This window comes from Kosakonia sp. CCTCC M2018092, from assembly GCF_003864115.1.
GTDB lineage: Bacteria > Pseudomonadota > Gammaproteobacteria > Enterobacterales > Enterobacteriaceae > Kosakonia > Kosakonia cowanii.
In genome coordinates this window covers 1,705,662-1,727,475 of the sequence record NZ_CP034225.1, presented here as the reverse complement: position 1 = coordinate 1,727,475, position 21,814 = coordinate 1,705,662, and the positions used below count along the sequence as shown (strand labels likewise).

Annotated in this window: 19 protein-coding genes; all 19 read right to left on the bottom strand. The window is 55.1% G+C overall.

Annotated elements, in window-relative coordinates:
- Positions 1-3 precede the first annotated feature (3 nt).
- The 19 genes from wcaL to EH164_RS07985 all read right to left on the bottom strand — a co-directional run bounded on the left by wcaL (position 4) and on the right by EH164_RS07985 (position 21,229).
- Positions 4-1,224, bottom strand: coding sequence for a colanic acid biosynthesis glycosyltransferase WcaL (wcaL, locus tag EH164_RS08075; protein WP_124967871.1), 1,221 nt, complete (start codon positions 1,222-1,224; stop codon positions 4-6).
- Positions 1,221-2,501, bottom strand: coding sequence for a colanic acid biosynthesis pyruvyl transferase WcaK (gene wcaK, locus EH164_RS08070; RefSeq protein WP_094420946.1), 1,281 nt, complete (start codon positions 2,499-2,501; stop codon positions 1,221-1,223). The genes wcaL and wcaK overlap by 4 nt, the downstream gene beginning before the upstream one ends.
- Positions 2,502-2,533: 32 nt before the next feature.
- Entirely contained in the window at positions 2,534-4,012 is a 1,479-nt protein-coding gene (gene wzxC / locus EH164_RS08065; protein WP_124967870.1) for a colanic acid undecaprenyl disphosphate flippase WzxC, read from the bottom strand.
- A 9-nt stretch (positions 4,013-4,021) separates the two neighbouring features.
- On the bottom strand, positions 4,022-5,416 hold the full coding sequence (gene wcaJ, locus EH164_RS08060; RefSeq protein ID WP_023479218.1) for an undecaprenyl-phosphate glucose phosphotransferase: 1,395 nt from the start codon (positions 5,414-5,416) through the stop codon (positions 4,022-4,024).
- Between the two features lie 55 nt (positions 5,417-5,471).
- Entirely contained in the window at positions 5,472-6,842 is a 1,371-nt protein-coding gene (cpsG, locus tag EH164_RS08055; RefSeq protein ID WP_023479224.1) for a colanic acid biosynthesis phosphomannomutase CpsG, read from the bottom strand.
- Positions 6,843-6,949: 107 nt separating this feature from the next.
- Positions 6,950-8,386 carry a mannose-1-phosphate guanyltransferase gene (gene cpsB / locus EH164_RS08050; RefSeq protein ID WP_124967869.1) on the bottom strand — a complete coding sequence of 479 codons (1,437 nt, stop codon included), beginning with the start codon at positions 8,384-8,386 and terminating at the stop codon, positions 6,950-6,952.
- Positions 8,383-9,690 (bottom strand): colanic acid biosynthesis fucosyltransferase WcaI, encoded by a 1,308-nt coding sequence (wcaI, locus tag EH164_RS08045; RefSeq protein ID WP_124967868.1) that lies wholly within the window; start codon positions 9,688-9,690, stop codon positions 8,383-8,385. The genes cpsB and wcaI overlap by 4 nt, the downstream gene beginning before the upstream one ends.
- Positions 9,687-10,160 carry a GDP-mannose mannosyl hydrolase gene (locus EH164_RS08040; RefSeq protein ID WP_023479130.1) on the bottom strand — a complete coding sequence of 158 codons (474 nt, stop codon included), beginning with the start codon at positions 10,158-10,160 and terminating at the stop codon, positions 9,687-9,689. Before EH164_RS08040 ends, wcaI begins: the two co-directional genes overlap by 4 nt.
- A 2-nt stretch (positions 10,161-10,162) precedes the next feature.
- The gene (locus tag EH164_RS08035; RefSeq protein ID WP_124967867.1) at positions 10,163-11,128 is read right to left on the bottom strand and encodes a GDP-L-fucose synthase; all 966 of its coding nucleotides are present in this window, start codon (positions 11,126-11,128) and stop codon (positions 10,163-10,165) included.
- Positions 11,129-11,130: 2 nt separating this feature from the next.
- Positions 11,131-12,252 (bottom strand): GDP-mannose 4,6-dehydratase, encoded by a 1,122-nt coding sequence (gene gmd / locus EH164_RS08030; protein ID WP_023479093.1) that lies wholly within the window; start codon positions 12,250-12,252, stop codon positions 11,131-11,133.
- A gap of 25 nt (positions 12,253-12,277) precedes the next feature.
- Positions 12,278-12,832, bottom strand: a complete 555-nt coding sequence (gene wcaF, locus EH164_RS08025; protein WP_042712841.1) for a colanic acid biosynthesis acetyltransferase WcaF — start codon at positions 12,830-12,832, stop codon at positions 12,278-12,280.
- Between the two features lie 22 nt (positions 12,833-12,854).
- Positions 12,855-13,601 carry a colanic acid biosynthesis glycosyltransferase WcaE gene (gene wcaE / locus EH164_RS08020; protein WP_023479138.1) on the bottom strand — a complete coding sequence of 249 codons (747 nt, stop codon included), beginning with the start codon at positions 13,599-13,601 and terminating at the stop codon, positions 12,855-12,857.
- 13 nt (positions 13,602-13,614) lie between these two features.
- On the bottom strand, positions 13,615-14,835 hold the full coding sequence (wcaD, locus tag EH164_RS08015) for a colanic acid polymerase WcaD (RefSeq protein ID WP_076770131.1): 1,221 nt from the start codon (positions 14,833-14,835) through the stop codon (positions 13,615-13,617).
- On the bottom strand, positions 14,810-16,027 hold the full coding sequence (wcaC, locus tag EH164_RS08010; RefSeq protein ID WP_124967866.1) for a colanic acid biosynthesis glycosyltransferase WcaC: 1,218 nt from the start codon (positions 16,025-16,027) through the stop codon (positions 14,810-14,812). Before wcaC ends, wcaD begins: the two co-directional genes overlap by 26 nt.
- Positions 16,024-16,515, bottom strand: a complete 492-nt coding sequence (gene wcaB, locus EH164_RS08005) for a colanic acid biosynthesis acetyltransferase WcaB (protein ID WP_023479173.1) — start codon at positions 16,513-16,515, stop codon at positions 16,024-16,026. The genes wcaC and wcaB overlap by 4 nt, the downstream gene beginning before the upstream one ends.
- Complete coding sequence (wcaA, locus tag EH164_RS08000; RefSeq protein ID WP_023479129.1) at positions 16,515-17,360, bottom strand: colanic acid biosynthesis glycosyltransferase WcaA; 846 nt, start codon at positions 17,358-17,360, stop codon at positions 16,515-16,517. Before wcaA ends, wcaB begins: the two co-directional genes overlap by 1 nt.
- A gap of 106 nt (positions 17,361-17,466) precedes the next feature.
- Positions 17,467-19,635 carry a tyrosine-protein kinase Wzc gene (gene wzc, locus EH164_RS07995; RefSeq protein ID WP_124967865.1) on the bottom strand — a complete coding sequence of 723 codons (2,169 nt, stop codon included), beginning with the start codon at positions 19,633-19,635 and terminating at the stop codon, positions 17,467-17,469.
- Positions 19,636-19,637: 2 nt separating this feature from the next.
- Positions 19,638-20,081: a low molecular weight protein-tyrosine-phosphatase Wzb gene (gene wzb, locus EH164_RS07990; protein WP_023479231.1), complete on the bottom strand. Its 444-nt coding sequence runs from the start codon at positions 20,079-20,081 to the stop codon at positions 19,638-19,640.
- A 5-nt stretch (positions 20,082-20,086) separates the two neighbouring features.
- Positions 20,087-21,229 (bottom strand): polysaccharide export protein, encoded by a 1,143-nt coding sequence (locus EH164_RS07985; RefSeq protein ID WP_023479113.1) that lies wholly within the window; start codon positions 21,227-21,229, stop codon positions 20,087-20,089.
- Between the last annotated feature and the right edge of the window lie 585 nt (positions 21,230-21,814).

Genomic DNA, 21,814 nt, shown 5'->3' with positions numbered 1-21,814 from the left:
TCATCAAAGCGTTTGCAGCAGACTGGCCAGTTGCTGGTTGATAATCGTTTGATTAAAGTCCGTTTCAACTTTCTCCCGGGCGCGGGTCACCACCGGCGTAAGCTCCTCGCTCGCCATCTGACCAAAGGAGGCCAGACGTTCAGCCAGCGCTTCGGCGTCGTTTTCCGGCACCAGCCAGCCGGATCGTCCGGCGTCGATCAGTTCCGGAATACCGCTGTGAACGGTCGAGACCACGGGGATCCCAACCGCCATCGCCTCCATCAGCGCGACCGGGATACCTTCCATATCGCCATCGGTACCGGTAATCGAGGGGAGTAGAAAGACATCCGCCTCATCAAGCAGCGCTTTTACTTCATGGCTCGGCTTAAAGCCGGGCATCTCAATCACATCCTCAAGCTGGAACTGCTCGATCAGGGTGCGCAAACGGCGCTCCCAGGGGCCGATGCCAAGGATGCGGTATTTGAACGCCACACCGCGCGCTTTCAATAAGCGGCAGGCTTCAATGGCAACGTGCAGCCCTTTTTTCTCCGTTAAACGCGCAACAGAGATAATTTGCAGCGGACGGCCAGGCGATTTCACTTCACGCAGGCTAAAGCGCGTCATATCGACGCCCATACGCGAGACGGCAATCTTATTCTGCGGACAGCCCATGGTGAGCAGTCGCCCGGCCCAGAGATCGCTTATCGGCAACATCAAATCGCCACGCTGAAAGAGTTGCTGATACTCCGGGGTGTAGTGCGTAAGCACATCGCGGTGCGAGATATCGATTCCGTGGAAAACGGTGGCGATCTTGCCCTTGAGCACGCCAAGTTCGCGCAGTTTCGCCGCGGTGACCCCCGCCGGGCCAAAGTGGGCGATAAAAACATCGGCGGTGAAAGTTTGCGGCGCGAGGCCGCAAATCGCTGGCAGGATCAGGTTGCGCGCTTCATCACCGTAACGGGAGAGGTTGAGCGCTTTCCAGGTCGACGGCTTAAACATGCCGCGGGCGATGGCCTGCCCGCGATAGCCCAGCTTCGCCAGTTTCCCTTCCGGCTCCGCCAGCAGCCAGTGCGTCTTCTCCGCCAGCTTATATTCAGTGTATGCGGCGTGAGTATTGTTCATATCGCCCTTGTGCAGGGCGACGATCTCAACCTCAAATCCCATATTGATAAAGGCAACAATCTGGTTGAGGACAAACGTTTCGGACGAGAGAGGAAATTTCAGCAAAAAGAAGCCGACTTTCATTTCACCCCCTGCACGCGCTCGAGCACCGATTGCACCATCTTGATGCCCTGCTCGCGCTCGGCCGCGACTGCCGTTGCCAGCCGCGCGTTGATCGCCGGCAGCTGGCCCAGCGTATCTGCCGCCATTGACGCCAGCGAACCGTCGAGCAGGTGGCGAATATCCACCGCCATCTCCGGCATGCCGAGCTGCTGCATAATACCGGCCGACTTGTGTTCGTAGTTAATGGCAATCGCAGGCGTGCCGAAGTTCATCGAGATGATTGCCGAGTGCAGGCGCGTACCGATGGTTAAATCGCACGCGGCGAGAATTTTGCCCATCTCCAGATCGTTCAGCTCATCCATCACCACGTGGTAGCGGGAGGGATCCTGAATATGCTGGCGCAGGTTAAGCGCCACCATGCGGTCATCTTTGTTATAGCTGTCGATACCGGTGCAAGTAGAGAGCGCAATCACCTGATAGCCTGCGTCAATCACGCGGTTGACCACATCAGCAAAGGCCTTTTCATACGCCTGCTGGGTGGTGCCCAGACGTTTATCAAACGGTGCCAGTTCACGCAGGGTAATGGCAACAGTCTTCTCTTTTGCCGCCAGGTCCAGCCAGTGCTGCACGGCATAGCTGGCGGTGAAATCCTCCTGATGGTGGTCCACCAGCCAGGCGGTATCGACGCCCTGCTCCACTTTATCGGTGGTGATGCCGCTCTGCTTCATCAGATTGAGGCTGACATGCTCGCGCAGGATCAGCGCATCGCAATGGCCGAACACGTAGTTCGCCAGCTTGTTGAAGTCGTCGTTCTGGAACGGCCCGACGCTGTGACCAATCATAAACAGCGGCTTTTTCGCCATAAAGGTGCAGAGCGCATGTTCAAACTGCGGCACACCGTAGAGATCGACAAAGAAGGAGCCGCCGACCTGGATAATCGCATCGTAATCCGCCAGACGGCGCACAAAATCGGTAAACCCCTGAGCGATGGCGATATTGCGCAGCTTGCCGGTATCGGTCACGCGGGAGAGCAGCACCTGGTGCTGGTAGCGACGGCGCAGCACTTTCTTCACGCGCCCCATCAGGCCAGCGGCGTTGTTGTGCGCTTTCATCTGGCTGTAGAGCGGGTCGCCCATCACCGGGCGATTGAGTAACCAGGAGGAGCTGACCGGATAGCGGCTCATCACATCCACTTCCGCCTCAGGATTCAGGCGGGCAATAGCGTCCAACAATCCACGTAAAATTGCGCTGTCACCACGGTTGCCGCATGTGTGATTGCCAAGGATCAATAATTTCATAACGACCTCATAAAGGGGTTCAATAAGGTTTCTTATCCTGCGCGAAGCAGTGTTTTCAATTTCTCGTTGCGGCAAAACTGACGCTTCATCTCCACCACCAGCGCGTTACGCGACAAAATCAGCATAATGGCGAAGGCGATGGCACCCGCAGCAACCTGAATCGCCAGCATGGCGGCAAGCGGCAGATGGCCGTTCAGCGCCAGGCCGAGGCCATAACTGACCACCAGCGTCGGCAGCGACAGGTAGAACGGCAGCCACAGGCTGAGGATGTACTGGCGGTAGCTCGAACCGAGCACCGGTTTGATCATCACGAAGTAGCTCAGAATGGTGTTGATAATCTGCACCAGCAGGAAGCCAAGCGTAACGCCCAGCGCACCGGCCATATGACCGCCAATAATGATCGCCGGAATAAAGAGAAACGTTTTAAAGACGTTGAATTTAAAGCTGATATCGACACGTGCTTTCGCCATCAGCAGTGAGCCGATCGGGTTACCGACCGCGCGCAGCAGGCCAACGATGCACAGCAGTTGCAGGATCGGAATGATGCTGTTCCACTTCTCGCCAAATACCAGCGGCACAAAGTTATTCGATACCACCATCAGCCCGAGCAGGATCGGGAAGTTGATGATCCCCACCACCGACAGCAGCTTGTAGAAGTTCAGGCGCAGCTTCTCGGTGTCATCCTGGATCTTGGCGAACGCCGGGAAGAGCACGCGGGTAATGATCGGGTTCAGCTTCATCGGCGGCACTACCGCCACGTTATAGGCGAGGTTGTAGCCCCCGGCGACGCTCGCACCGAGGATACGCGCCAGCACCAGCGTGGAGAGGTTGGTGTTCACGTAGTTGATGATGCTGTCTGCGGTCAGCCATGCGCCAAAACGCAGGTTGGAGCTGACGGAGGCAAGGGAGAAGTGCAGACCGGGGCGGTAGATCTTGCGGCCAAAGTAGCCGAACAGCAGCGTACGCACGGCGCTGTTGACCAGATAACCGAGGATCGCGGTCATCGCCAGCGGCCAGAAAAAGGCGCTGATCACCGTAAAGCTGAAGCCCGCCATCACCGACAGGGTTTCAATCGCGCCAATCTTGTTGAACTCCAGCTCTTTTTGCATCAGCGCACGGAACTGCTGCCCGTGCGGGATCACCACAAACGCCACCGACAGAGTCTTGATCAGTGGTGCCAGATCCGGGTTGTTCAGCACGTCAGCAATCATGTTGCTCAAGGAGAAGACCGCGATGCAGACCACAATCCCCAGCCCGACGTTAAGCCAGTAAAGCGTGGTCAGCTCAAGGTGGCTGATCTCTTTGCGCTGAATAATCGAGTTAGCAATACCAAAATCTGACAACGTATCCGCCAGCGCGATAATCACCAGCGAGACGGTCAGCAGACCGAACTGGTGATTATCAATAATGCGCGCCAGCACCGTCATCTGCACCAGCCCCAGACCGATAATGGTCAGAGTGGCCATTGCTGACCACTTTGCTCCGCTGATGGTTTTTTCTCTCAGGCTCATGACCTTTCCTTAATACGCCGCTTTGTTGACAAAGCCTTTAAAGATGGTCAGAAAAACGATCTTGATATCGAACCACAGGCTCCATTCGCGGATGTACTCCAGATCGAACTCAATGCGTTTTTCCATTTTTTCCAGCGTGTCGGTCTCGCCGCGCCAGCCGTTAATCTGCGCCCAGCCGGTAATGCCCGGTTTCACTTTATGACGCAGCATGTAGCCCTCAATAAGCGCACGATACTGCTCGTTATGCGCAACGGCGTGAGGACGCGGGCCAACAATTGACATCCCGCCGGTGAGCACGTTGATAAACTGCGGCAGCTCATCAAGAGAAGTGCGGCGCAGGAAGCTGCCCACTTTGGTGACGCGCGGATCGTTCTGCGTCGCCTGGGTCACCACTTTGTCGTTCTCCATCACCTTCATTGAGCGGAACTTCCACACTTTGATCGGCTTACCATCCATGCCGTAGCGCGTCTGGCGGAAAATGATTGGCCCTGGCGAACTCATCTTCACCGCCACGGAGATAGCCAGCAGCACTGGCGAAATCAGCAGCAGAATCAGCGACGAGAGCACAATATCTTCCAGACGTTTCAGGATGCGGTTTACACCTGAGAGCGGCGTGTCATACAGCGGCACAATCGGAACGCCATTCACCTCTTCAATGCGCGAATGCAGGATATTGAAGGTGAAGACATCCGGGATCAGGATCACCGAACAGGTGGTATCCGCGAGATCGCGCACCAGTTTTTTGATGCAGACGGCGTCATTCATCGACATTGCGATATAGACGTTATGGATCTTGCCGCTGCGGGCATCTTCAACCAGTTGTTCGAGGTTGCCCGCCCAGCCGGTATCAATACCGCCCGGTTTCGGATCGTAATAGACCCCGACCACATCGAAGCCGAGCCACGGCTCATTGCGGAAACCGTCGAGCAGCGCCTGCCCCATCGGCATATCCCCCGCCACGGCGACGCGACGGGTGTTATACCCGAGATTACGCAGCCAGCCGGCACCGAAGCGGATAACCGCCCGGCTAAACATCAGGCCGAGGCTGGTTAACAGATACCAGGTGAAATAGAGCGAGAAGGTGTTATCAAAGTCTGTGTTGAACGACATCAAACCGGCGCTGAAGATGATACTTAGCGTCCAGTTCTGCAACAGCAGCGTCAGTTCGGTCATCATTCTGACGCCGCGCCAGGAGCGGTAAAAATCGGTCATGCCGCCGATCATCTGGAATACAACCAGCGTGGTCAGCGCCATCAGCAGATGCATGTAGAAAAATGGCAACGCATTGACTTTGCACACCAACCACAACCCAGCGAACATAATGGTGATGTCTGAGAATCGCTGCACGATAGAGATTAACGATGCATTCGTTTTGGCCCGGTCGCGCTTTTTTAGATTTGTCATCGTTGTACCTGCCTGTTTGCCCTCCTCCCCTCGTGGGGAGGAGAACGACTAAGAGTTACTGATTCAACAGCGCCAGAATTTCCTGCGTTCGCGCCTCCATCAACGCTACGTCGTGTCGGGATTCGACATTCAGACGCACCACCGGCTCGGTGTTGGAGGAGCGCAGGTTAAAGCGCCAGTCGGCAAAGGCGATGCTGATGCCGTCGGTGTAATCCACCTCCAGCGCGTCCGGCGCGTAGCGATCTTCAACGCGTTTGATGGCGCTAACCGGATCGGCCAGCTTGCTGTTGATCTCGCCGCTCGCCGGGAAGGCCACCATGCGATCGCCCACCAGTTCGGCCAGCGTTTTGCCTTTCAGACACAGCAATTCCGTGACCAGCAGCCACGGGATCATGCCGCTGTCGCAGTAGGCGAAATCGCGGAAGTAGTGGTGCGCGCTCATCTCGCCGCCGTAAATGGCGTCCTCTTCGCGCATACGCTCTTTAATAAAAGCGTGGCCGGTTTTCGACATCACCGGCGTGCCGCCTGCGCGACCGACCACATCAACGGTGTTCCAGGAGAGGCGCGGATCGTGAATGATTTTCGCGCCCGGGTGTTTTTCGAGGAACGCTTCTGCCAGCAGGCCAACGATGTAGTAGCCCTCAATAAACTGGCCCTTGTCGTCGAACAGGAAGCAGCGGTCGAAGTCGCCATCAAAGGCGATGCCCATATCCGCCTGATGCTCGATCACCGCGTTGCGGGTGTCATCGCGGCACTCCGGCAGCAGCGGATTAGGAATCCCGTGCGGGAAGGTGCCATCCGGCTCGTTGTGCACTTTAATAAAGCTCACCGGCACGTTCAGCGCCTTGAAACGCGCTTCGATGGCGTCGATCACCGGGCCTGCGGCGCCGTTACCGGAGTTGATCACCAGTTTCAGCGGTTTGAGGTTAGCGGTGTTGATGTAGCCAAGCAGATGGTCGATGTAGTCATCGCGCAGGGAGATTTGCTTGTAGCTGCCGCGTTTTTCCGGGTTTACCGGCGGGAAGTCGTTGGCTTCTGCCAGACGCTGCACGTCGCGCAGGCCGGTGTCGCCGCTGATTGGGCGTGCGCCTTTGCGCACCAGTTTCATGCCGTTGTAGTCCATCGGGTTGTGGCTGGCGGTCACTTCGATACCGCCGTCAACGCCGAGATGGAAGGTGGCGAAATAGATCTCTTCGGTACCGGACAAACCGATATCCAGCACATCAACGCCAGCGTCCTGCAAGCCTTTGGCAAGCGCCAGCTTCAGCGATTCGCTGGTCTGACGCACATCGCCGCCGAGCACAATGGTCTGCGGCTTCAGGTATTCCCCGTAGGCGCGGCCAATACGCCAGGCTATATCTTCATTCAGTTCTTCGCCCAGCTTTCCGCGAATATCGTAAGCTTTAAAACAGGTTAATTTTTCCATCATTACCTCTTCTTCAGGCAACAGTCAGCCTTGACCGCAACTGGCCACATAAATGTTATCAATAGTTGTTCTGGCCGAACCCGCGCGCGGCGGGCCGGCAATGGGCGTTAAATACGTCCGTAACGATCGGCGAAGCGCACAATGTCATCCTCTTCCAGGTACGAACCGGAGCGTACCTCAATCAGGTCGAGAGGGATCTTGCCCGGGTTTTCCAGGCAGTGGCGCGCGCCGAGCGGAATGTAGATAGATTCGTTTTCGCCCAGCAGTTTGACTTCGTCATCGATGGTGACTTTCGCCGTACCGGCAACCACCACCCAGTGTTCGGCGCGATGGTGATGCATCTGCACCGACAGCCCTTCGCCTGGTTTCACGGTGATGCGTTTCACCTGGTAGCGATCGCCTGCATCGATGGAGTCATATTTGCCCCAAGGGCGGTAAACTTCGCGGTGAATATGGTGCTCGTGACGCCCTTCGGCTTTGATCTTCTCGACCACCTTTTTCACATCCTGCACCGCGTTACGGTCGGCGATCAGCACGGCGTCTTTGGTCTGCACCACCACCAAATCTTTTACGCCAACGGTGGTCACAAGACCGGATTCGGCATAGACGTAGCTGTTTTCGGTTTTGTGGCTGATCACATCGCCGTGATGCACGTTGCCTTCCGGCGTGTGCTGGCTGATCTCCCACAGAGAGGACCAGGAGCCAACATCGCTCCAGCCTGCGTCCATCGGAACCACCACCGCATCGGCAGTGCGTTCCATCACCGCGTAGTCGATAGACTCTTCCGGGCAGGCGAGGAACGCCTCTTCATCAACGCGGATAAAGTCCATATCCGGGTCGGTGGCATCCATCGCCTTTTCACAGGCTTCGAGAATATCGGGACGATATTTTTGCAGCTCTTCCAGGTAGCGACCGGCGCTGAACAGGAACATGCCGCTGTTCCAGTAGTATTCGCCGCTGGCGACATACCCCTGCGCGGTTTCCAGGTTCGGTTTTTCGACAAACTGCGCCACTTCAAACGCCACAGCATCGACCTGGCCCGGGCTGACTTCACCGCGGCGGATGTAGCCGTAACCGGTTTCGGGCATATCCGGCACGATACCGAATGTGACCAGTTTGCCCGCCTCGGCATACGGCATGGCATTACGTACCGAAGTACGGAACGCCTCTTCATCCTGAATAACGTGGTCCGCTGCCAGCACCAGCATCAGCGGATCGCTATCCGGGTTGTGGCGTTTAACCGCCAGCGCCGCCAGCGCAATCGCCGGTGCGGTGTTGCGGCCTGCCGGTTCAAGAATGATGTTCTCCGTCAGCTTGTTAAGCTGGCGCAGCTGTTCTGCGACGATAAAACGGTGCTGCTCGTTACAAATCACCACCGGGCTTCCGCACTCGACGCCGTTCAGGCGGCAGACGGTGGTCTGCAGCATGGTGAGATCGCCCTTCAGGCAGAGAAACTGTTTAGGGTAAAGCACGCGGGAAAGTGGCCACAGACGGCTGCCGGAGCCCCCGGCCATCACGACCGGATAGAGTTGCGTTTGACTCATGATTTATCCCCATTGCCGTCGAAATTGAGGCGCGCCTCATGCGCCGCGCCATCGTGGGCGGCTGCGGGCGTCGCGGATTTCTCCGGGCTGATATCTGCAATAAACTGGCTTAACACGTTCTCTTTTTCGAGCGTGCGTTCGGCATATTCACGTGCCACCGTGTTGTTTGTGGGCAGCGCTAACGCGCGTTCAATGCCCGAGGTCAGCGCATCGACCGATTCCGGTTCGACGCAGACCGCAATGCCAGACTCATTCAGGCAGAGCTGGCCAAGTTCGGTACTCTCTTCGGCGGTGATCACCGCATTGCCGCCTACCGCCAGAATGTTGGTCAGCTTGGAGGGCAATACCGCATCCGCCGCGCCGCGCTTCTGGATAACCAGGTGGCAATCGCCAAGCGTGAGAAGCGCCGGCAGCGCTTCATAAGGCTGCAACGGGAAGAATTTCACATTGTCGAGGCCGCGCTCGCTGACCATTTTCTCCAGCCGCGCTTTGCCTCCGCCCTGCCCGACGATAGCGAACAGCCACGGATGGCCCTTCAGTCGCGCAGCGGCTTCAATCACATTTTCTAATCCCTGCTTCTCACCGATGTTGCCGGAGTAAAGAATGATTTTTTTGTCATCCGGCAGACCGAGGTCGCGGCGTAACTGCGCAACGCTTGCCGCGTCGACATCACGAAAACGCGCCACTTCGGACCAGTTCGGGAAGAAGATAATCTTGTCGGCTGACACGCCCTTCTCACGCGCTTTGTTCATCATCGAGCGGGAGATGGTAGAGACGTTGTCAACGTTATGCAGATTGCTGCGTTCAAACGCGGCCGCCAGCTTTGCCACCAGGCCGCCTTTACCTTTGCCCGCCATGCCTAACCCGAGCATGGCGTCCACTTCATAATCCTGAATGTGCAGCAGCGTGCGGGCGCCGCTCAGTTTTGCCAGCAGGCGCATGCCCGGCGTGCAAAACAGCGTCGGCACCACGCCGATGATGCGATCCGGCTTCCAGCTGCGCTGGGCCATCAGCGGGAAAAAGCTGCTGACGGCAAAGCTGCCTAAGTGCAGCAGACGCTTGATGGTCGACGGCTGCTTCGGCACGTAGAGCGGGCAGCGCCACACCGTGGCGGCTCCCTGCTCTTTACGCCAGCGCCAGGCACTGTAAGGGTGCCCGACTTTCCACTCCGGGTAGTACGGCGGCGCAGTGATGACGCGAACGTCATGGCCCTGACGGGCCATCCACTCCACCATTTCGCCGGTGTACTTACCGATCCCGGTCAGTTCCGGCGAATAGTTGATGCCATAAACCAGGATTTTCATAAGCCCGGCACTCCCTGCGCGTCGAGGAAATAGGCGCGGCTGTTGTCATGCACCAGCGGGTCGGCAATCAACGCCTCCGGCGAAACCCAGCGATAGTCATCGTGCTGCTCCGTTGGCAGGGCGAGGGTCTCCTCGTCCACGCGCAGACGGAAGCCGAGCACGATGTAGTGGGTCGTAAAATCGGGGCCGGAGAAGTTATCGTCATAGAAGTGCTGCCAGACGCCGTAAAACTCACCTGCCGACATCGGCAGGCGCAGTCCCAGTTCCGCCTGAGTCAGCCGCTCGAAAGCGGCTGCCAGCGGCTCGTCCTTTTGCACGCGTCCGCCCGGCACGAACCAGTATCCCTGGGCCGGACGGTTAGTGCGTTTGCCGAGTAAAAACTCGCCGCGTGAGTTCTCCACGATCAGATCGATGGAGATCAGCGGGGTGGAACGCACCACCGTGGCAAAATCTTCATGACTTAAAAACATGCTTACCCCCGGAACCGGTGCTGGTTTTCAAGGAACCACTGGTAGGTGCTTGCCAGCCCCGCTTCCAGTGAGATCTCGTGATACCAGCCCAGTTGATGCAAACGGGTCACGTCCAGCAGTTTACGCGGCGTGCCGTCCGGCTTGGTGGCGTCAAACACCACGCGGCCTTTGTAGCCCACAACGTTTGCAACCGTCTGTGCCAGTTCGCGAATGGTGCAGTCAACGCCGGTACCGACGTTGATATGCGACAGCATCGGCTCGGTATTCTCCTGCCACACTTCGCGCGCCAGCTCCTGCACATGAATGCTGGCTGCTGCCATATCATCCACATGGAGGAATTCACGCATCGGCGTGCCGCTGCCCCACACCACCACGTCTGCCGCATTCTCCTGGGTCGCTTCGTGGAAACGACGCAGCAGCGCAGGAATAACGTGCGAGTTGCTCGGGTGGAAGTTGTCGTGCGGACCATACAGGTTGGTCGGCATCACCGAGCGGTAATCGCGGTCATACTGGCGGTTGTACGATTCGCACAGTTTGATCCCGGCGATTTTGGCAATCGCGTACGGCTCGTTCGTCGGCTCCAGCGTCCCCTGCAGCAGCTCGCTTTCAGCAATCGGCTGCTTCGCCAGTTTCGGGTAGATGCAGGACGAACCGAGGAACAACAGCTTGTTCACGTCGTGCTTGTGCGCCGAGTGAATGATGTTGCTCTCAATCATCATATTTTCGTAGATGAAGTCCGCCGGGTAGGTATTGTTCGCCACAATACCGCCCACTTTCGCTGCTGCCAGGTAGACCTGGTCAATACGTTCGCTGGCGAAAAACGCGTCCACCGCCGCGGCATCTAACAGGTTCAGCTCTTCGCGCGAGCGCAGCACCAGTTCGATATCCGCACGCTGTTCGAGCTGCCGTACGATGGCTGACCCCACCATCCCGCGATGGCCAGCCACAAAAACACGTTGTTTGGTCATGCTCAGGACTCCAGCGCGATGGCAACCTCGTAACCGTGGGCCTTAAGCAGTGAGTGTTTTTTCGCTGCTTCCAGATCTTTTGCCACCATTTCGGAGACCATCTCCTGCAGGGTAGTTTCCGGTTTCCAGCCCAGTTTTTCGTGCGCTTTGGTCGGGTCGCCCAGCAGGGTTTCCACTTCAGCAGGACGGAAGTAACGCGGGTCAACGGCAACAATCACATCGCCCGGTTTCACGCCCGGCGCATCGTGGCCAGTTACGGAAACAACGATACCCTTCTCTTCTACGCCAGTGCCTTCGAAGCGCAGTTTGATACCGAGCTGAGCGGCAGCCATTTCTACGAACTGACGTACGGAGTACTGCACGCCGGTCGCGATAACAAAGTCTTCCGGCTGTTCCTGCTGCAGCATCATCCACTGCATTTTCACGTAGTCTTTGGCATGGCCCCAGTCACGCAGGGAGTCCATGTTGCCGAGGTAGAGGCAGGATTCCAGGCCCTGAGCGATGTTGGCGATCGCGCGGGTGATTTTACGGGTCACGAAGGTTTCGCCGCGACGCGGGGATTCGTGGTTGAACAGGATGCCGTTACAGGCGTACATGCCGTAGGATTCACGGTAGTTCACGGTGATCCAGTAAGCGTACAGTTTGGCAACGGCATACGGAGAGCGCGGGTAGAACGGCGTGGTCTCTTTCTGCGGAGTTTCCTGCACCAGGCCATACAGCTCAGAGGTGGATGCCTGATAGAAACGGGTTTTCTTCTCCAGACCCAGGAAGCGGATCGCTTCCAGCAGACGCAGCGTACCCATGGCGTCGACATCAGCGGTGTATTCCGGGGATTCGAAGGAGACCGCAACGTGGCTCATCGCACCCAGGTTGTACACTTCATCCGGCTGCACTTCCTGCAGGATACGGGTCAGGTTTGACGTATCGGTCAGATCGCCGTAATGCAGGTGGAATTTCGGGTTGCTTGTGTGCGGATCCTGATAAATGTGATCAACACGCTCAGTATTGAAAGAGGAAGCGCGGCGTTTGATGCCGTGAACTTCGTAACCCTTTTCCAGAAGCAGTTCTGCCAGATAAGAGCCATCTTGCCCGGTAACGCCGGTGATGAGAGCGACTTTAGACATAATTTATTTTCCTCAATGTTCCCTGTTAGGGAGTTACCTTTTCAACGCGTTCGCGCGTTACCACTGCGGGATTGCCCCGACAAATTGCATTTGCCGGTAGCGATTTAAAAACACTGCTGCGCGCACCGACGACTGTGCCGTCGCCGATAGAAACGCCGGGAGCAACAAACACATCCGTCGCCAGCCAGCACTTCTCGCCAATCACGATAGGCGTCGCGTTAATATCGAAATGCGCGCTCATATAGTCGTGACTGCCGGTGCACAAATAACACTTCTGTGACACCACAGAATTTGCGCCGATGGTGATATCGCCGAGCGTATATAACACTGCGTCATCCCCCACCCAGCTGTAATCACCCAGGGTTAATTTCCATGGGTAGGTAATTTTGACCGAAGGTCGAATCACTACGCCTTTACCTACCTTCGCGCCGAACAGGCGTAATAAGAAGGCGCGCCAGCGATAAAGCACCTGCGGAGACCAGGCAAATAATGTCGCCTGCACCGCCCACCACAGTTGAACCTTAATAGCGTTCCCGCCCCGAAAGCCTTTCGGCACGGAGAATCCGTTTAAATCTTGCATATTCTTTCCTTATGTCCGGGCGTTACGCTTTGTTATATAAAGCCTTTGCTTTACCCGTCGTCCGTAAACGCAACATATAGGATAATTCTGCCCAGAAGCCGGGAACGTGTAATATCATGCGCTGAACTTTACGGGCGTCTTGACATAATTCGAGGTTATTAGAAGTGGATACACCGCCCATCGAAAATTCAGATACCAGCCCTTTCAGACGCTTAAACGGAAAGCCCGCTTTAAACATTCTGGCCGCTAACGCGTAATCGGATGAGACTTTAAATTGCAGATCGTAGGGGTACGTTTTTAACCCGTGCACCGGGAAAAAGATCGCCTGATGGCTGGCCGGCAGGCTGTGATAAATATACCAGCCGCTTTTCGCATTGCGACGCAGCTTGCTGCCGTCGCCGAAATCAAGCAGCGCGTCGCCGATATACATTGCGGTCTCTTTCGCTTCGCTTAACTGGCGAACAACATCGACGATCTCTTCATGGAAAATATCGCCAGAATTAAGAAATATCGCAAAACGTCCGGAGGCCATATCGATGCCTTTATTCATGGCATCGTAAATACCTTTATCGCGTTCGCTTATGAAACGTAAATTATATTGTCCGTTGAGGCTTTTCAGAAAATCCTCAGTGCCGTCCTGTGAACCGCCGTCGACCACAATCCACTCGAACTCGATATCTTGCGCTTTCGCCAGGTGAGCCAGCGACTGCCAGGTCTTCATCACACCTTCATAATTGCGAAACGCGACAGTAATAACACTTAGCAGCATGTGACCCACCTTCTCATGAACTGACAATATTCAACGCTTTACGAAGAATAAATGGACAAACAATTAAGAATGCATATTCCGGACTAAAAATTGACCCCGTAAAAAACAACGAGATCGGGGTAAACAAGAAAAGTTGAACGCGAAAATTCTGATTGTTGCCAAAAGCATTCATCGTCATTTTAGCGACTTTAAACATGTACCATCCGGTCAGTATTACCGCTAACCATGAAAAATAAATGATCAGCAGATACAACCCATTGTCTATTGTTTTCCCGACGTCTGCACCGTTAAAGATTCCGAATGATGCGACATATTCATAAAGTGAGCCGAATCTTACTACGCCATCAATATTGGTCAGCGAATATCCAACCATCACAAGCGGACCGATAATTCGGTAATAAGAGGAGGATCCTTCCGTTCCCAAATCGCCAATACGCGTTGCAATATAAGGAAAAGCAAATACGAGGCCCACGACAAACACCGCAAGTGAAATAATTGCCAGCGGTAATTTCTTTTGAATCGCCTCTTTATTGAGATACTGGAACGCCCATTCCAGCAGGTAAAACATGATAAATGTCATTACCCCGGAGAACGATCCTGAGAGAACTATCCCTGCCAGAATCATAGCATCGGTCTTCGGCGTTTTGATACCAAACTGTTTGATGCTGAGCCAAATTGAGATTAACGCCAGAGCGAAGAATGCCGGTTCGAAATAGAGTGCCGTGGTTCGCTTACCACCGAACTTGATAAAATTCAGCACGTAACTGTTGCTGTAAATAAGATATTTCGAAATTATTTCCATCAAACTACTGCCGCCAGTAAGAATGATCTGAGCCATCTCCATTGCGGCGAGCGTGACAATTAACGCCACTACCATATAGAAAAATCTCAAAATCTTTCGATAGTTATGCGGCGAGATCGTTTTGAAGCGAATACTCCATACCATGCCAATAATGATCACAATGTAAACAAACAGCATTGTCGACGTGACATATTTGCTGGCATCCAGTGACTTACCGAAAATAAAGTTGAAGAGCGTTAATCCCGCACCGAGCATCAGCGCTAACATCAATTTTTTCAGGTTGATGCGCTCAACGTAGAGCAGCAGCATCACCGGTAAAAAAGTCACAATCGTGATCGGGAAGCTCTCACCGAGCTGGAATAATTTCACGTTGACCAGCAGGTAGATCAACGGCAGCAGCAGATAGCTACAGACTCTGATAGAACGAGACATACTCCTCCAGCATCTGATGACCGCTATAGGCCTGGCGGCTGCGCGCACGAAACGCGTCAAGGCTCTCGCCAAACACCGCCTGGGCAATTTCTGCTTTATGGCACTGCACCAGCGGCAGCACCTCCTCTTCACTGAAGGTCTTGCCGCCCGACTTTTGCAGCACTTCCCGCGCCGCATCGCTATGGGTAGCGATCACCGGCACGCCGATGGAGAGCGCTTCGCAGAGGATCAGCGGGTAGTTATCGACGCGCGAACTAAAGACCAGCGCATCCATCTCATTGAGTTCGCTCATCAATTTACGCTTATCGGTGAGGAAACCGTGGTTAACCACCTGCGGCCCCTCAAACGGGGAGAATTTACCGAAGGTGTGCAGCTCGACGCGATCTTCAAGCGCCATAATGTCGCGCACCAGCTTTTGGTTGGTTTTACCGTCGTAGCGTAAATCGTGGGCGACGATGGCGATCTTCGGTTTCCCCTGCGTCACTTTGACCGGCGCGAGTTGGGCGAGGATCTCCTCTGTCGCCACATCAATGCCGTTGTTGATAATCTGGCAACGGCCTGCGCCATACAGACTGTTAAAGGCGTCAGCCACATGCTGGCTTGGAGAGATAAACTGGCAGCCCAGTGACAGCATGGTATTAAACAGCTGGCGCTTGCGGCCTACTAACTGATGCGCGCGATCGATTTTGACCGGCGGGTAGTTACTCAGCGTCGGGCACTTCTGGCAGTTGGTTTTCCACCCTTCGCAACCGTCGGTGAAGGCACAGCGGCCGGTGACGCTCCAGTGGTCGTGCAGCGTCCAGACGAAGGTGACGTCCGGTTTGTGCGCTTTCACGCGCTGGCAGAACGCCACCAGATCCTCAAGGTTGAGCCAGTAGCTGTGCATGACATGAAAATGGAGCACCAGCGGCCCTTCGCTGCGGGTCACGTTGCGATAGAGATTATTGAGATTGCCAAAAACATCGCGGTTAAAGAGGCGGAACAGCGCCAGGTTGGCAATCGAGGTCAGACGCGGCGTCTGTTTATAGACGTTCTGATAGTTGTCATGGCTGACGCTCTTTTTGCCGCCTTTACCGTAGCCATAAATAAAGCGCGACTGATAACCCTGCTGCAGTGCGCGCTGGTGGAGATCCAGCGCAACACCCGCAGCACCGCCCTCTGCGAGGCGTACGTTAAACTGCAAAATATTCATTTAATCACCTTCACGCGCGCTTTTTCACCCACCACCAGCGCGTTGTCCGGCACACTGTCGAGCACCACGCTGCCTGCGCCGATGGTGACATTGTTGCCAATGGTGATATCACCAATCATCACCACATTCGCACCCAGCTCAACGCCGTTGCCAATGACTGGACAGGCCAGGCTGTCGGCACCGCGGTTGCCGATGGTCACACCATGGCGAATAGTAAAATCATCACCCGCGACGACATTTTTATTAATCACCACCGCATAACCGTGGTGAATGGTGAAACGCCGACCAATAGTTGCTGCCGCCTGGATCTCATAGCCAAACAGGCATTCGGTGATAAAGCGGTAGAGCAGAATGACCGGCGCGGCCCAGATATTGTTAATCACATGCTTCTTGCGCCACACCGAGCAGAAGTGCGCGATACGGTAGGCGGCAACCATGCAGCACGGGCGCAAATTCCAGTGGTTTGCGCGAAAATCTTCCAGTCGCATTATTTACCCCGCAGCCCATCAGCCAGACGTTTGCCGTTGCGCACCGAAAAGAGCGTCAACAGCGTGCGCCAGTTCATCCGCTTGTTGCGGATCTGGTAGAGGGTGAAGAGTTGATACTTCTTGCTGGCACGGTCGAACTTATCTTTGTGCTTGCGATAGAAGTGGAAGTAGCCGGAGAACTTCTTCGGTGAAGAGGTGATCTGCATCTCGCCGTGGTTGATATGCAGGATCTGCGTCGCCTCTTCAATTTTGAACGGCTCGCCATACTCGGTAACCATACGCAGGAAGATGTCGTAATCCTGGGCGGCTTTCAGTTGGGTATCAAACAGCGACTCTTTAAACCGCCACGCCCAGGTGAAAACCTGGTTGCCGACGATATTGCGTTTGTAGAAGAGCTTGCGGGAGAACGGCGATTTTGGGTACAGCGGAAGGCTCGCCGGCTGCGCGTAGACTTCGCCCTGGCACACATAATCATTAGCGTAGAGAAACGCGCGGGTATTGAGCAGATGTTTATGGGCGAGGAAGACTGATAAGCGGTTTGGCGTCCACTCATCATCATCATCGATGCCGGTAATGTATTGTCCACGCGCCTGCAGAATGGCCTGGTTGCGCACGGCGCAGGCACCGGAGTTGAAGTCGTTGCGCGTATAGCTGACGCGCGGGTCGTTCAGCTCGTCAACAAACTGCTGCAGCTGATCGAACGACGCGGAGCAGTCATCGACAATGATCATTTCCCAGTGCGGATAATCCTGGCGCAGCACCGATTTAATGGCGCGGATGGCCAGCTGCTGACGGTTCCAGGTAGGCATATAAATTGAAATTAATGGGTTTGCTGTTGTGCTCATGATGCGATCCCTAATGCGTTCCACATGCCGCTTTTTGCCCTCGCTTACGCCCTCCCCCCGTTAAGGGGAAGGGCGAAGCACGCTGAGGGTAGAGGTATAAGTCTTGTTATTTCGAGTCGGACTTGTATTCGTACTCGTAGTAGCCGTAATCCTGATAGCCGGTTGCGCGGCGGAAGATGGAGTTCAGGATGACGCCTTTCACCTGGATACCGTTCTGCTCGAAGCGGCTCAGGCTGGTCTGGATCTCTTTCAGGGTGTTGACCGCGTAACGCGCCACCATCAGCGTGGTGCCCGCGTGGCGACCTACTACGGCCGCATCGGTCACCGCGAGGATTGGCGGGGTATCGATCAGCACCAGGTCGTAGTTTTTGCTCGCCCACTCAACCAGCTGGGTAAAACGTTCGCTCATCAGCAGTTCAGAAGGGTTAGGCGGCACCTGACCGCGTGGAACCAGGTCAAAGTTGCTGATTGAAGTTGGCTTCGCGCAGCTCTCGATGGTGCCCTTCCCTGCCAGCACATCTGACAGACCGTTGATATTGTCGGTACCCAGCAGTTCGTGGGTGTAGCCTTTACGCATATCACAGTCGATCAGCAGCACGCGCTTGTTGGTCTGGCTGATAACCGCAGCAAGGTTGGCACAGACAAAGGTTTTACCGATGGAGGGGCTGACCCCGGTCATCATCAACACATTGTTGTTGGCCTGCATCATGGCGAAGTGGAGGCTGGTGCGCAGGCTGCGAACCGCTTCAATTGCCAGGTCGGTCGGGTTACCCACGGCCAGCAGCTGGCTCTGCTTGAAGCGGCGTGCGCCTTTGGCGACTTGCGCGTTGTCACGCTCCTTCTGCCACTCGGAGAGCGGGATGCTGGCATAGACGCTGATGCCGTGCTCTTCCAGCACCTGCGGGCTTTCGATACCGCGGTTGAAGAGGGAACGCAGCAGCACGCCAACGACGGAGATAATCAGACCGAAAATAATGCTGCCGAGAATAATCAGCGCTTTTTTCGGCTTCAGCACGCCAGGTTGGGTGATCGCCGGGTCAACGATGCGCACATCGCCCACGGTGCTCGCCTGAGTGATACGCAGCTCCTGCTGTTTGTTCAGCAACTGCATATAGACCTGCTGACCAGATTCAACATCGCGGGTCAGGCGCACAATTTCCTGTTGGGTCTGCGGCATGGCCGTGATGCGTTTATTGAGCTTCGCCTTCTCATCTTCCAGCGCCTGGCGTTTTTCCAGCAGCGTGCGGTACGCCGGGTGCGCTTTGGTGTAGAGCTTGGAGATCTCCGCTTCTTTGAAGGTCAGTTCGTTCAACTGCGCATCGATGTTAACCACCGAGTCGAGCACTGACTTCGCTTCGAGCGGCAGGTCGACGGAGTCTTTCGTCTGGCGATAGGCGTTGAGCTTATCTTCCGCGACATCGAGGTTGTGACGCACTTCCGGCAGTTGCTTATCCAGGAAGATAAGGCTTTTCGCCGCCTCTTCCGATTTGCGCTCAATATTCTGCTCAAGGTAGTTGCGGGTGATGCTGTTGAGAATGGCACGGATCTGATCGCGATCTTCGCCGGTGTAGCTGAGGCTCAGCACGCCGGTGTCTTTACCGTTCTCCACAACCGTCAGGTTGTTTTGCAGGTTGTTGATCATGCCAAGGGTCGAGAACTTGGTGACGGTAAACTCGCTGTCGTCAGAGGCCTGAATCGCGCTCACCATCATGGTGACGCCCTCTTTACTCAACGGTTTGCCCACTTCACCGCGCGCTTCAAACCCACCGTCGCTGCTCAGCAGATAGGTTTTCGGGCTCAGCACTTTAAGAGTGAAGGTCTGATCCGCCCACCCTTTCGGCAGTTCGAATGAGGTGACCTTAACGGTCTCATTCTGCCGCCCCATCAGGCGATCCCAACCCGCGCCGAACAGCGGGAAGGTATTTTTCACCACCGAGATGTCGAGGTCGAGATCGTCAACGGTTTTGCCCAGCACCAGTCGGGACTGGATCAGCTGGATTTCCGCTTCCGACGCTGGCGGTTTGTTACTCAGCGCGCTGTTAATATCCTGCACCAGCGAACTGCCGGTATTCTGCTCGATCTGCACCAGCGCATCGGCGCTATAGATGGGCGTGGCGAACAGGCAGTAAACGAGCGCGGCGAGGGCAAATAGCGCGGTAATGCCCAGCACCCACCAGCGAGCCTCAATGATTGTGCCGAGCAGACGGCCAATATCGATTTCGTCATTGCCCACTGCCGACGTAGCAGAATGCGAATGGTGTGTTTTCTCTGTCATTATTATCCCTGCTGAGCTTGCAATGCCTGCGCCCAAAGGCGGGCAGACTGGTCAAGTAAGGTGTAAACGGCTTCAAAAGCTTCGCGACTTTTGCGATACGGATCGGGGATCTCCCGTTCGTTATCCCAGTGGCCAAACAACATGACCTTTCCACGCATCTCGGGGGTAAGTTCGCACAAGCGGGAGATGTGTCGCTTCTCCATGACCAGAATCAGATCGAATTCACGACACAATTTCCCTGAAATCTGGCGTGCGACATGCCCATCCAGTGAGAGTTGATTATCTGCCGCCACGGCCGTGGCGTTGGCATCTGCGCTATGCCCGACCAGTGCGCCCAACCCGGCGGACTCAACCGTGAGCCCGGGGTGGTATTTTTTCAGGAGCCGTTCCGCTGTCGGGGAACGACAAATGTTCCCCACACAAACCACCAGAATTTTGTTGAACATGCCTGTTACCACGTATGAATATCTTTGGCCGTATCCGTCATGTAGCGAACGCCACTGATGGTTGGCAGCAACTGGTTGATAAGACGGTTCCAACGCGATACCGGTGCGGTGGTGACATAAACAACGTCGTAAGGCTGGAGGCGGAAGTTGGTGGCCATCACCAGCGACGTGGCATCCGACATATCAAGCTGGTAGATGTTGGCAATCTTGTTGCCGCGACCGCCCTCGCCGTTCTTGATCGGACGGATGACGAAGATACCGCTGGCGTTGGAGGAGGTCAGGTCGAGACCTTCTGCCTGGCCGAGCGCTTCGGTCAGCGTCATGCCGCTGAAGTCCATTTTGAGGGTGCTCTGTTTTTTCACTTCACCCATCACGAACACTTTCAGATCGTCATTGCGCGGAACAAACAGAATGTCGCCCGGGTAGAGCAGGCGGTTCTGGCTGAGGTCGCCGTTTTGCATCAGCGCCTGCAGAGAAATGCGCTCCTCTTTGCCTTTGTGGGTCAGCACGACGTTGCGCCAGTCGGCAAGATCGGTCAGACCGCCCGCGGCGTTGATGGCGTCAAGCACGGTCAGCGGCACGTTGGTGATCGCCTGCTGGCCTGATTTATTAACCTGACCAGAGACATAGGCTTTTTGCGAGCGGAACGCGGCGATATTAACGTCCACCTGCGGGTCGGCAATATAGGTCGCTAAGCGGCTGGTAATATCACTACGGATTTCGGCCAGGGTTTTACCCACCACGCGGACTTTGCCGATATAGGGGTAGAACATGGTGCCATCCGGCTGCACCCAGTTACCGGTATCGCTGGAGCTGCGATACTGACCGGCAGGGGTGGTTAATTCCGGGTGATCCCACACAGTGACGCTCAGGACGTCGCCTGGTCCGACGCGGTATTCATAAGAGGAGATCTCTTGATCCAGCGACATGTTAGGTTGAGCAACGTTTACGCGCGGGCGCAGCTGCTCAATCAGACGCGGAGTCAAAGGATAAACGTTCACCATACTGTCTAAATCAAAGTCAGCATCCTGCTGTTTAATCACGTCCTTTCCCGATGTCGACATATTGCTACCCGGGAATACGGTGCAGCCACTCATTAAGCTTATGGACACCAATAATGGCATCAATTTCATTTTAGATTTCATCATTGATTAATTATCACTATGGCAGAGTAATTATCCTGTGCGATTTAAATAAGCGCTCAAGCAGTACACAGAATCAGAATGCAGTTAATTCACCAGGAATATAACTAGCATCAGTCCTAAAAAGCATTTATCCAACCCCATGACATTACAGAATAATCTGGCTGCAGTCATGCCAACAGGCATGCTACCGCCCCTGGCTTCCAGTTACCAATGCACTGATCATCGATATGTCGTTGATAGTCATCCTTTACATCCTCGTCAGGGCGCCAACTGCGGCGCGCGCTAAATACGGCGGGTATCCTTTTCCGCATCGAATAACAACGCGGAAATTAACATCGCAGGTATATTTGAAAGATGCCGATGGAATTGTTGCAGCTAAGCCAAGGGCAGGCAAGGCGGCATCTCCTGACAGAAGCTTTTTTAAGAATAATATTAACGTCGGGTTTTCAGGTTTTTAGGAATTAACTTATATTGACAACTTAGGGATGCAGCCCACCCCATACGATAGTTCCTAAATTCGTGCCTTAATCAGGTATAAATAAACTTAATCACCGTGCGGGAATGTAATTAAATAACTCTTAAATATCT

Coding starts and splice junctions, on each gene's coding strand:
- wcaL (WP_124967871.1), bottom strand. CDS start 1,224: ATGAAAGTCGGCTTCTTTTTGCTGAAATTTCCTCTCTCGTCCGAAACG.
- wcaC (WP_124967866.1), bottom strand. CDS start 16,027: ATGAATATTTTGCAGTTTAACGTACGCCTCGCAGAGGGCGGTGCTGCG.
- gmd (WP_023479093.1), bottom strand. CDS start 12,252: ATGTCTAAAGTCGCTCTCATCACCGGCGTTACCGGGCAAGATGGCTCT.
- wcaB (WP_023479173.1), bottom strand. CDS start 16,515: ATGCGACTGGAAGATTTTCGCGCAAACCACTGGAATTTGCGCCCGTGC.
- wcaK (WP_094420946.1), bottom strand. CDS start 2,501: ATGAAATTATTGATCCTTGGCAATCACACATGCGGCAACCGTGGTGAC.
- wcaE (WP_023479138.1), bottom strand. CDS start 13,601: ATGCTGCTAAGTGTTATTACTGTCGCGTTTCGCAATTATGAAGGTGTG.
- wcaA (WP_023479129.1), bottom strand. CDS start 17,360: ATGAGCACAACAGCAAACCCATTAATTTCAATTTATATGCCTACCTGG.
- cpsG (WP_023479224.1), bottom strand. CDS start 6,842: ATGGAAAAATTAACCTGTTTTAAAGCTTACGATATTCGCGGAAAGCTG.
- wcaF (WP_042712841.1), bottom strand. CDS start 12,832: ATGCAAGATTTAAACGGATTCTCCGTGCCGAAAGGCTTTCGGGGCGGG.
- wzb (WP_023479231.1), bottom strand. CDS start 20,081: ATGTTCAACAAAATTCTGGTGGTTTGTGTGGGGAACATTTGTCGTTCC.
- wzc (WP_124967865.1), bottom strand. CDS start 19,635: ATGACAGAGAAAACACACCATTCGCATTCTGCTACGTCGGCAGTGGGC.
- wcaI (WP_124967868.1), bottom strand. CDS start 9,690: ATGAAAATCCTGGTTTATGGCATCAACTATTCGCCGGAACTGACCGGG.
- EH164_RS07985 (WP_023479113.1), bottom strand. CDS start 21,229: ATGATGAAATCTAAAATGAAATTGATGCCATTATTGGTGTCCATAAGC.
- EH164_RS08035 (WP_124967867.1), bottom strand. CDS start 11,128: ATGACCAAACAACGTGTTTTTGTGGCTGGCCATCGCGGGATGGTGGGG.
- cpsB (WP_124967869.1), bottom strand. CDS start 8,386: ATGAGTCAAACGCAACTCTATCCGGTCGTGATGGCCGGGGGCTCCGGC.
- EH164_RS08040 (WP_023479130.1), bottom strand. CDS start 10,160: ATGTTTTTAAGTCATGAAGATTTTGCCACGGTGGTGCGTTCCACCCCG.
- wcaD (WP_076770131.1), bottom strand. CDS start 14,835: ATGTCTCGTTCTATCAGAGTCTGTAGCTATCTGCTGCTGCCGTTGATC.
- wcaJ (WP_023479218.1), bottom strand. CDS start 5,416: ATGACAAATCTAAAAAAGCGCGACCGGGCCAAAACGAATGCATCGTTA.
- wzxC (WP_124967870.1), bottom strand. CDS start 4,012: ATGAGCCTGAGAGAAAAAACCATCAGCGGAGCAAAGTGGTCAGCAATG.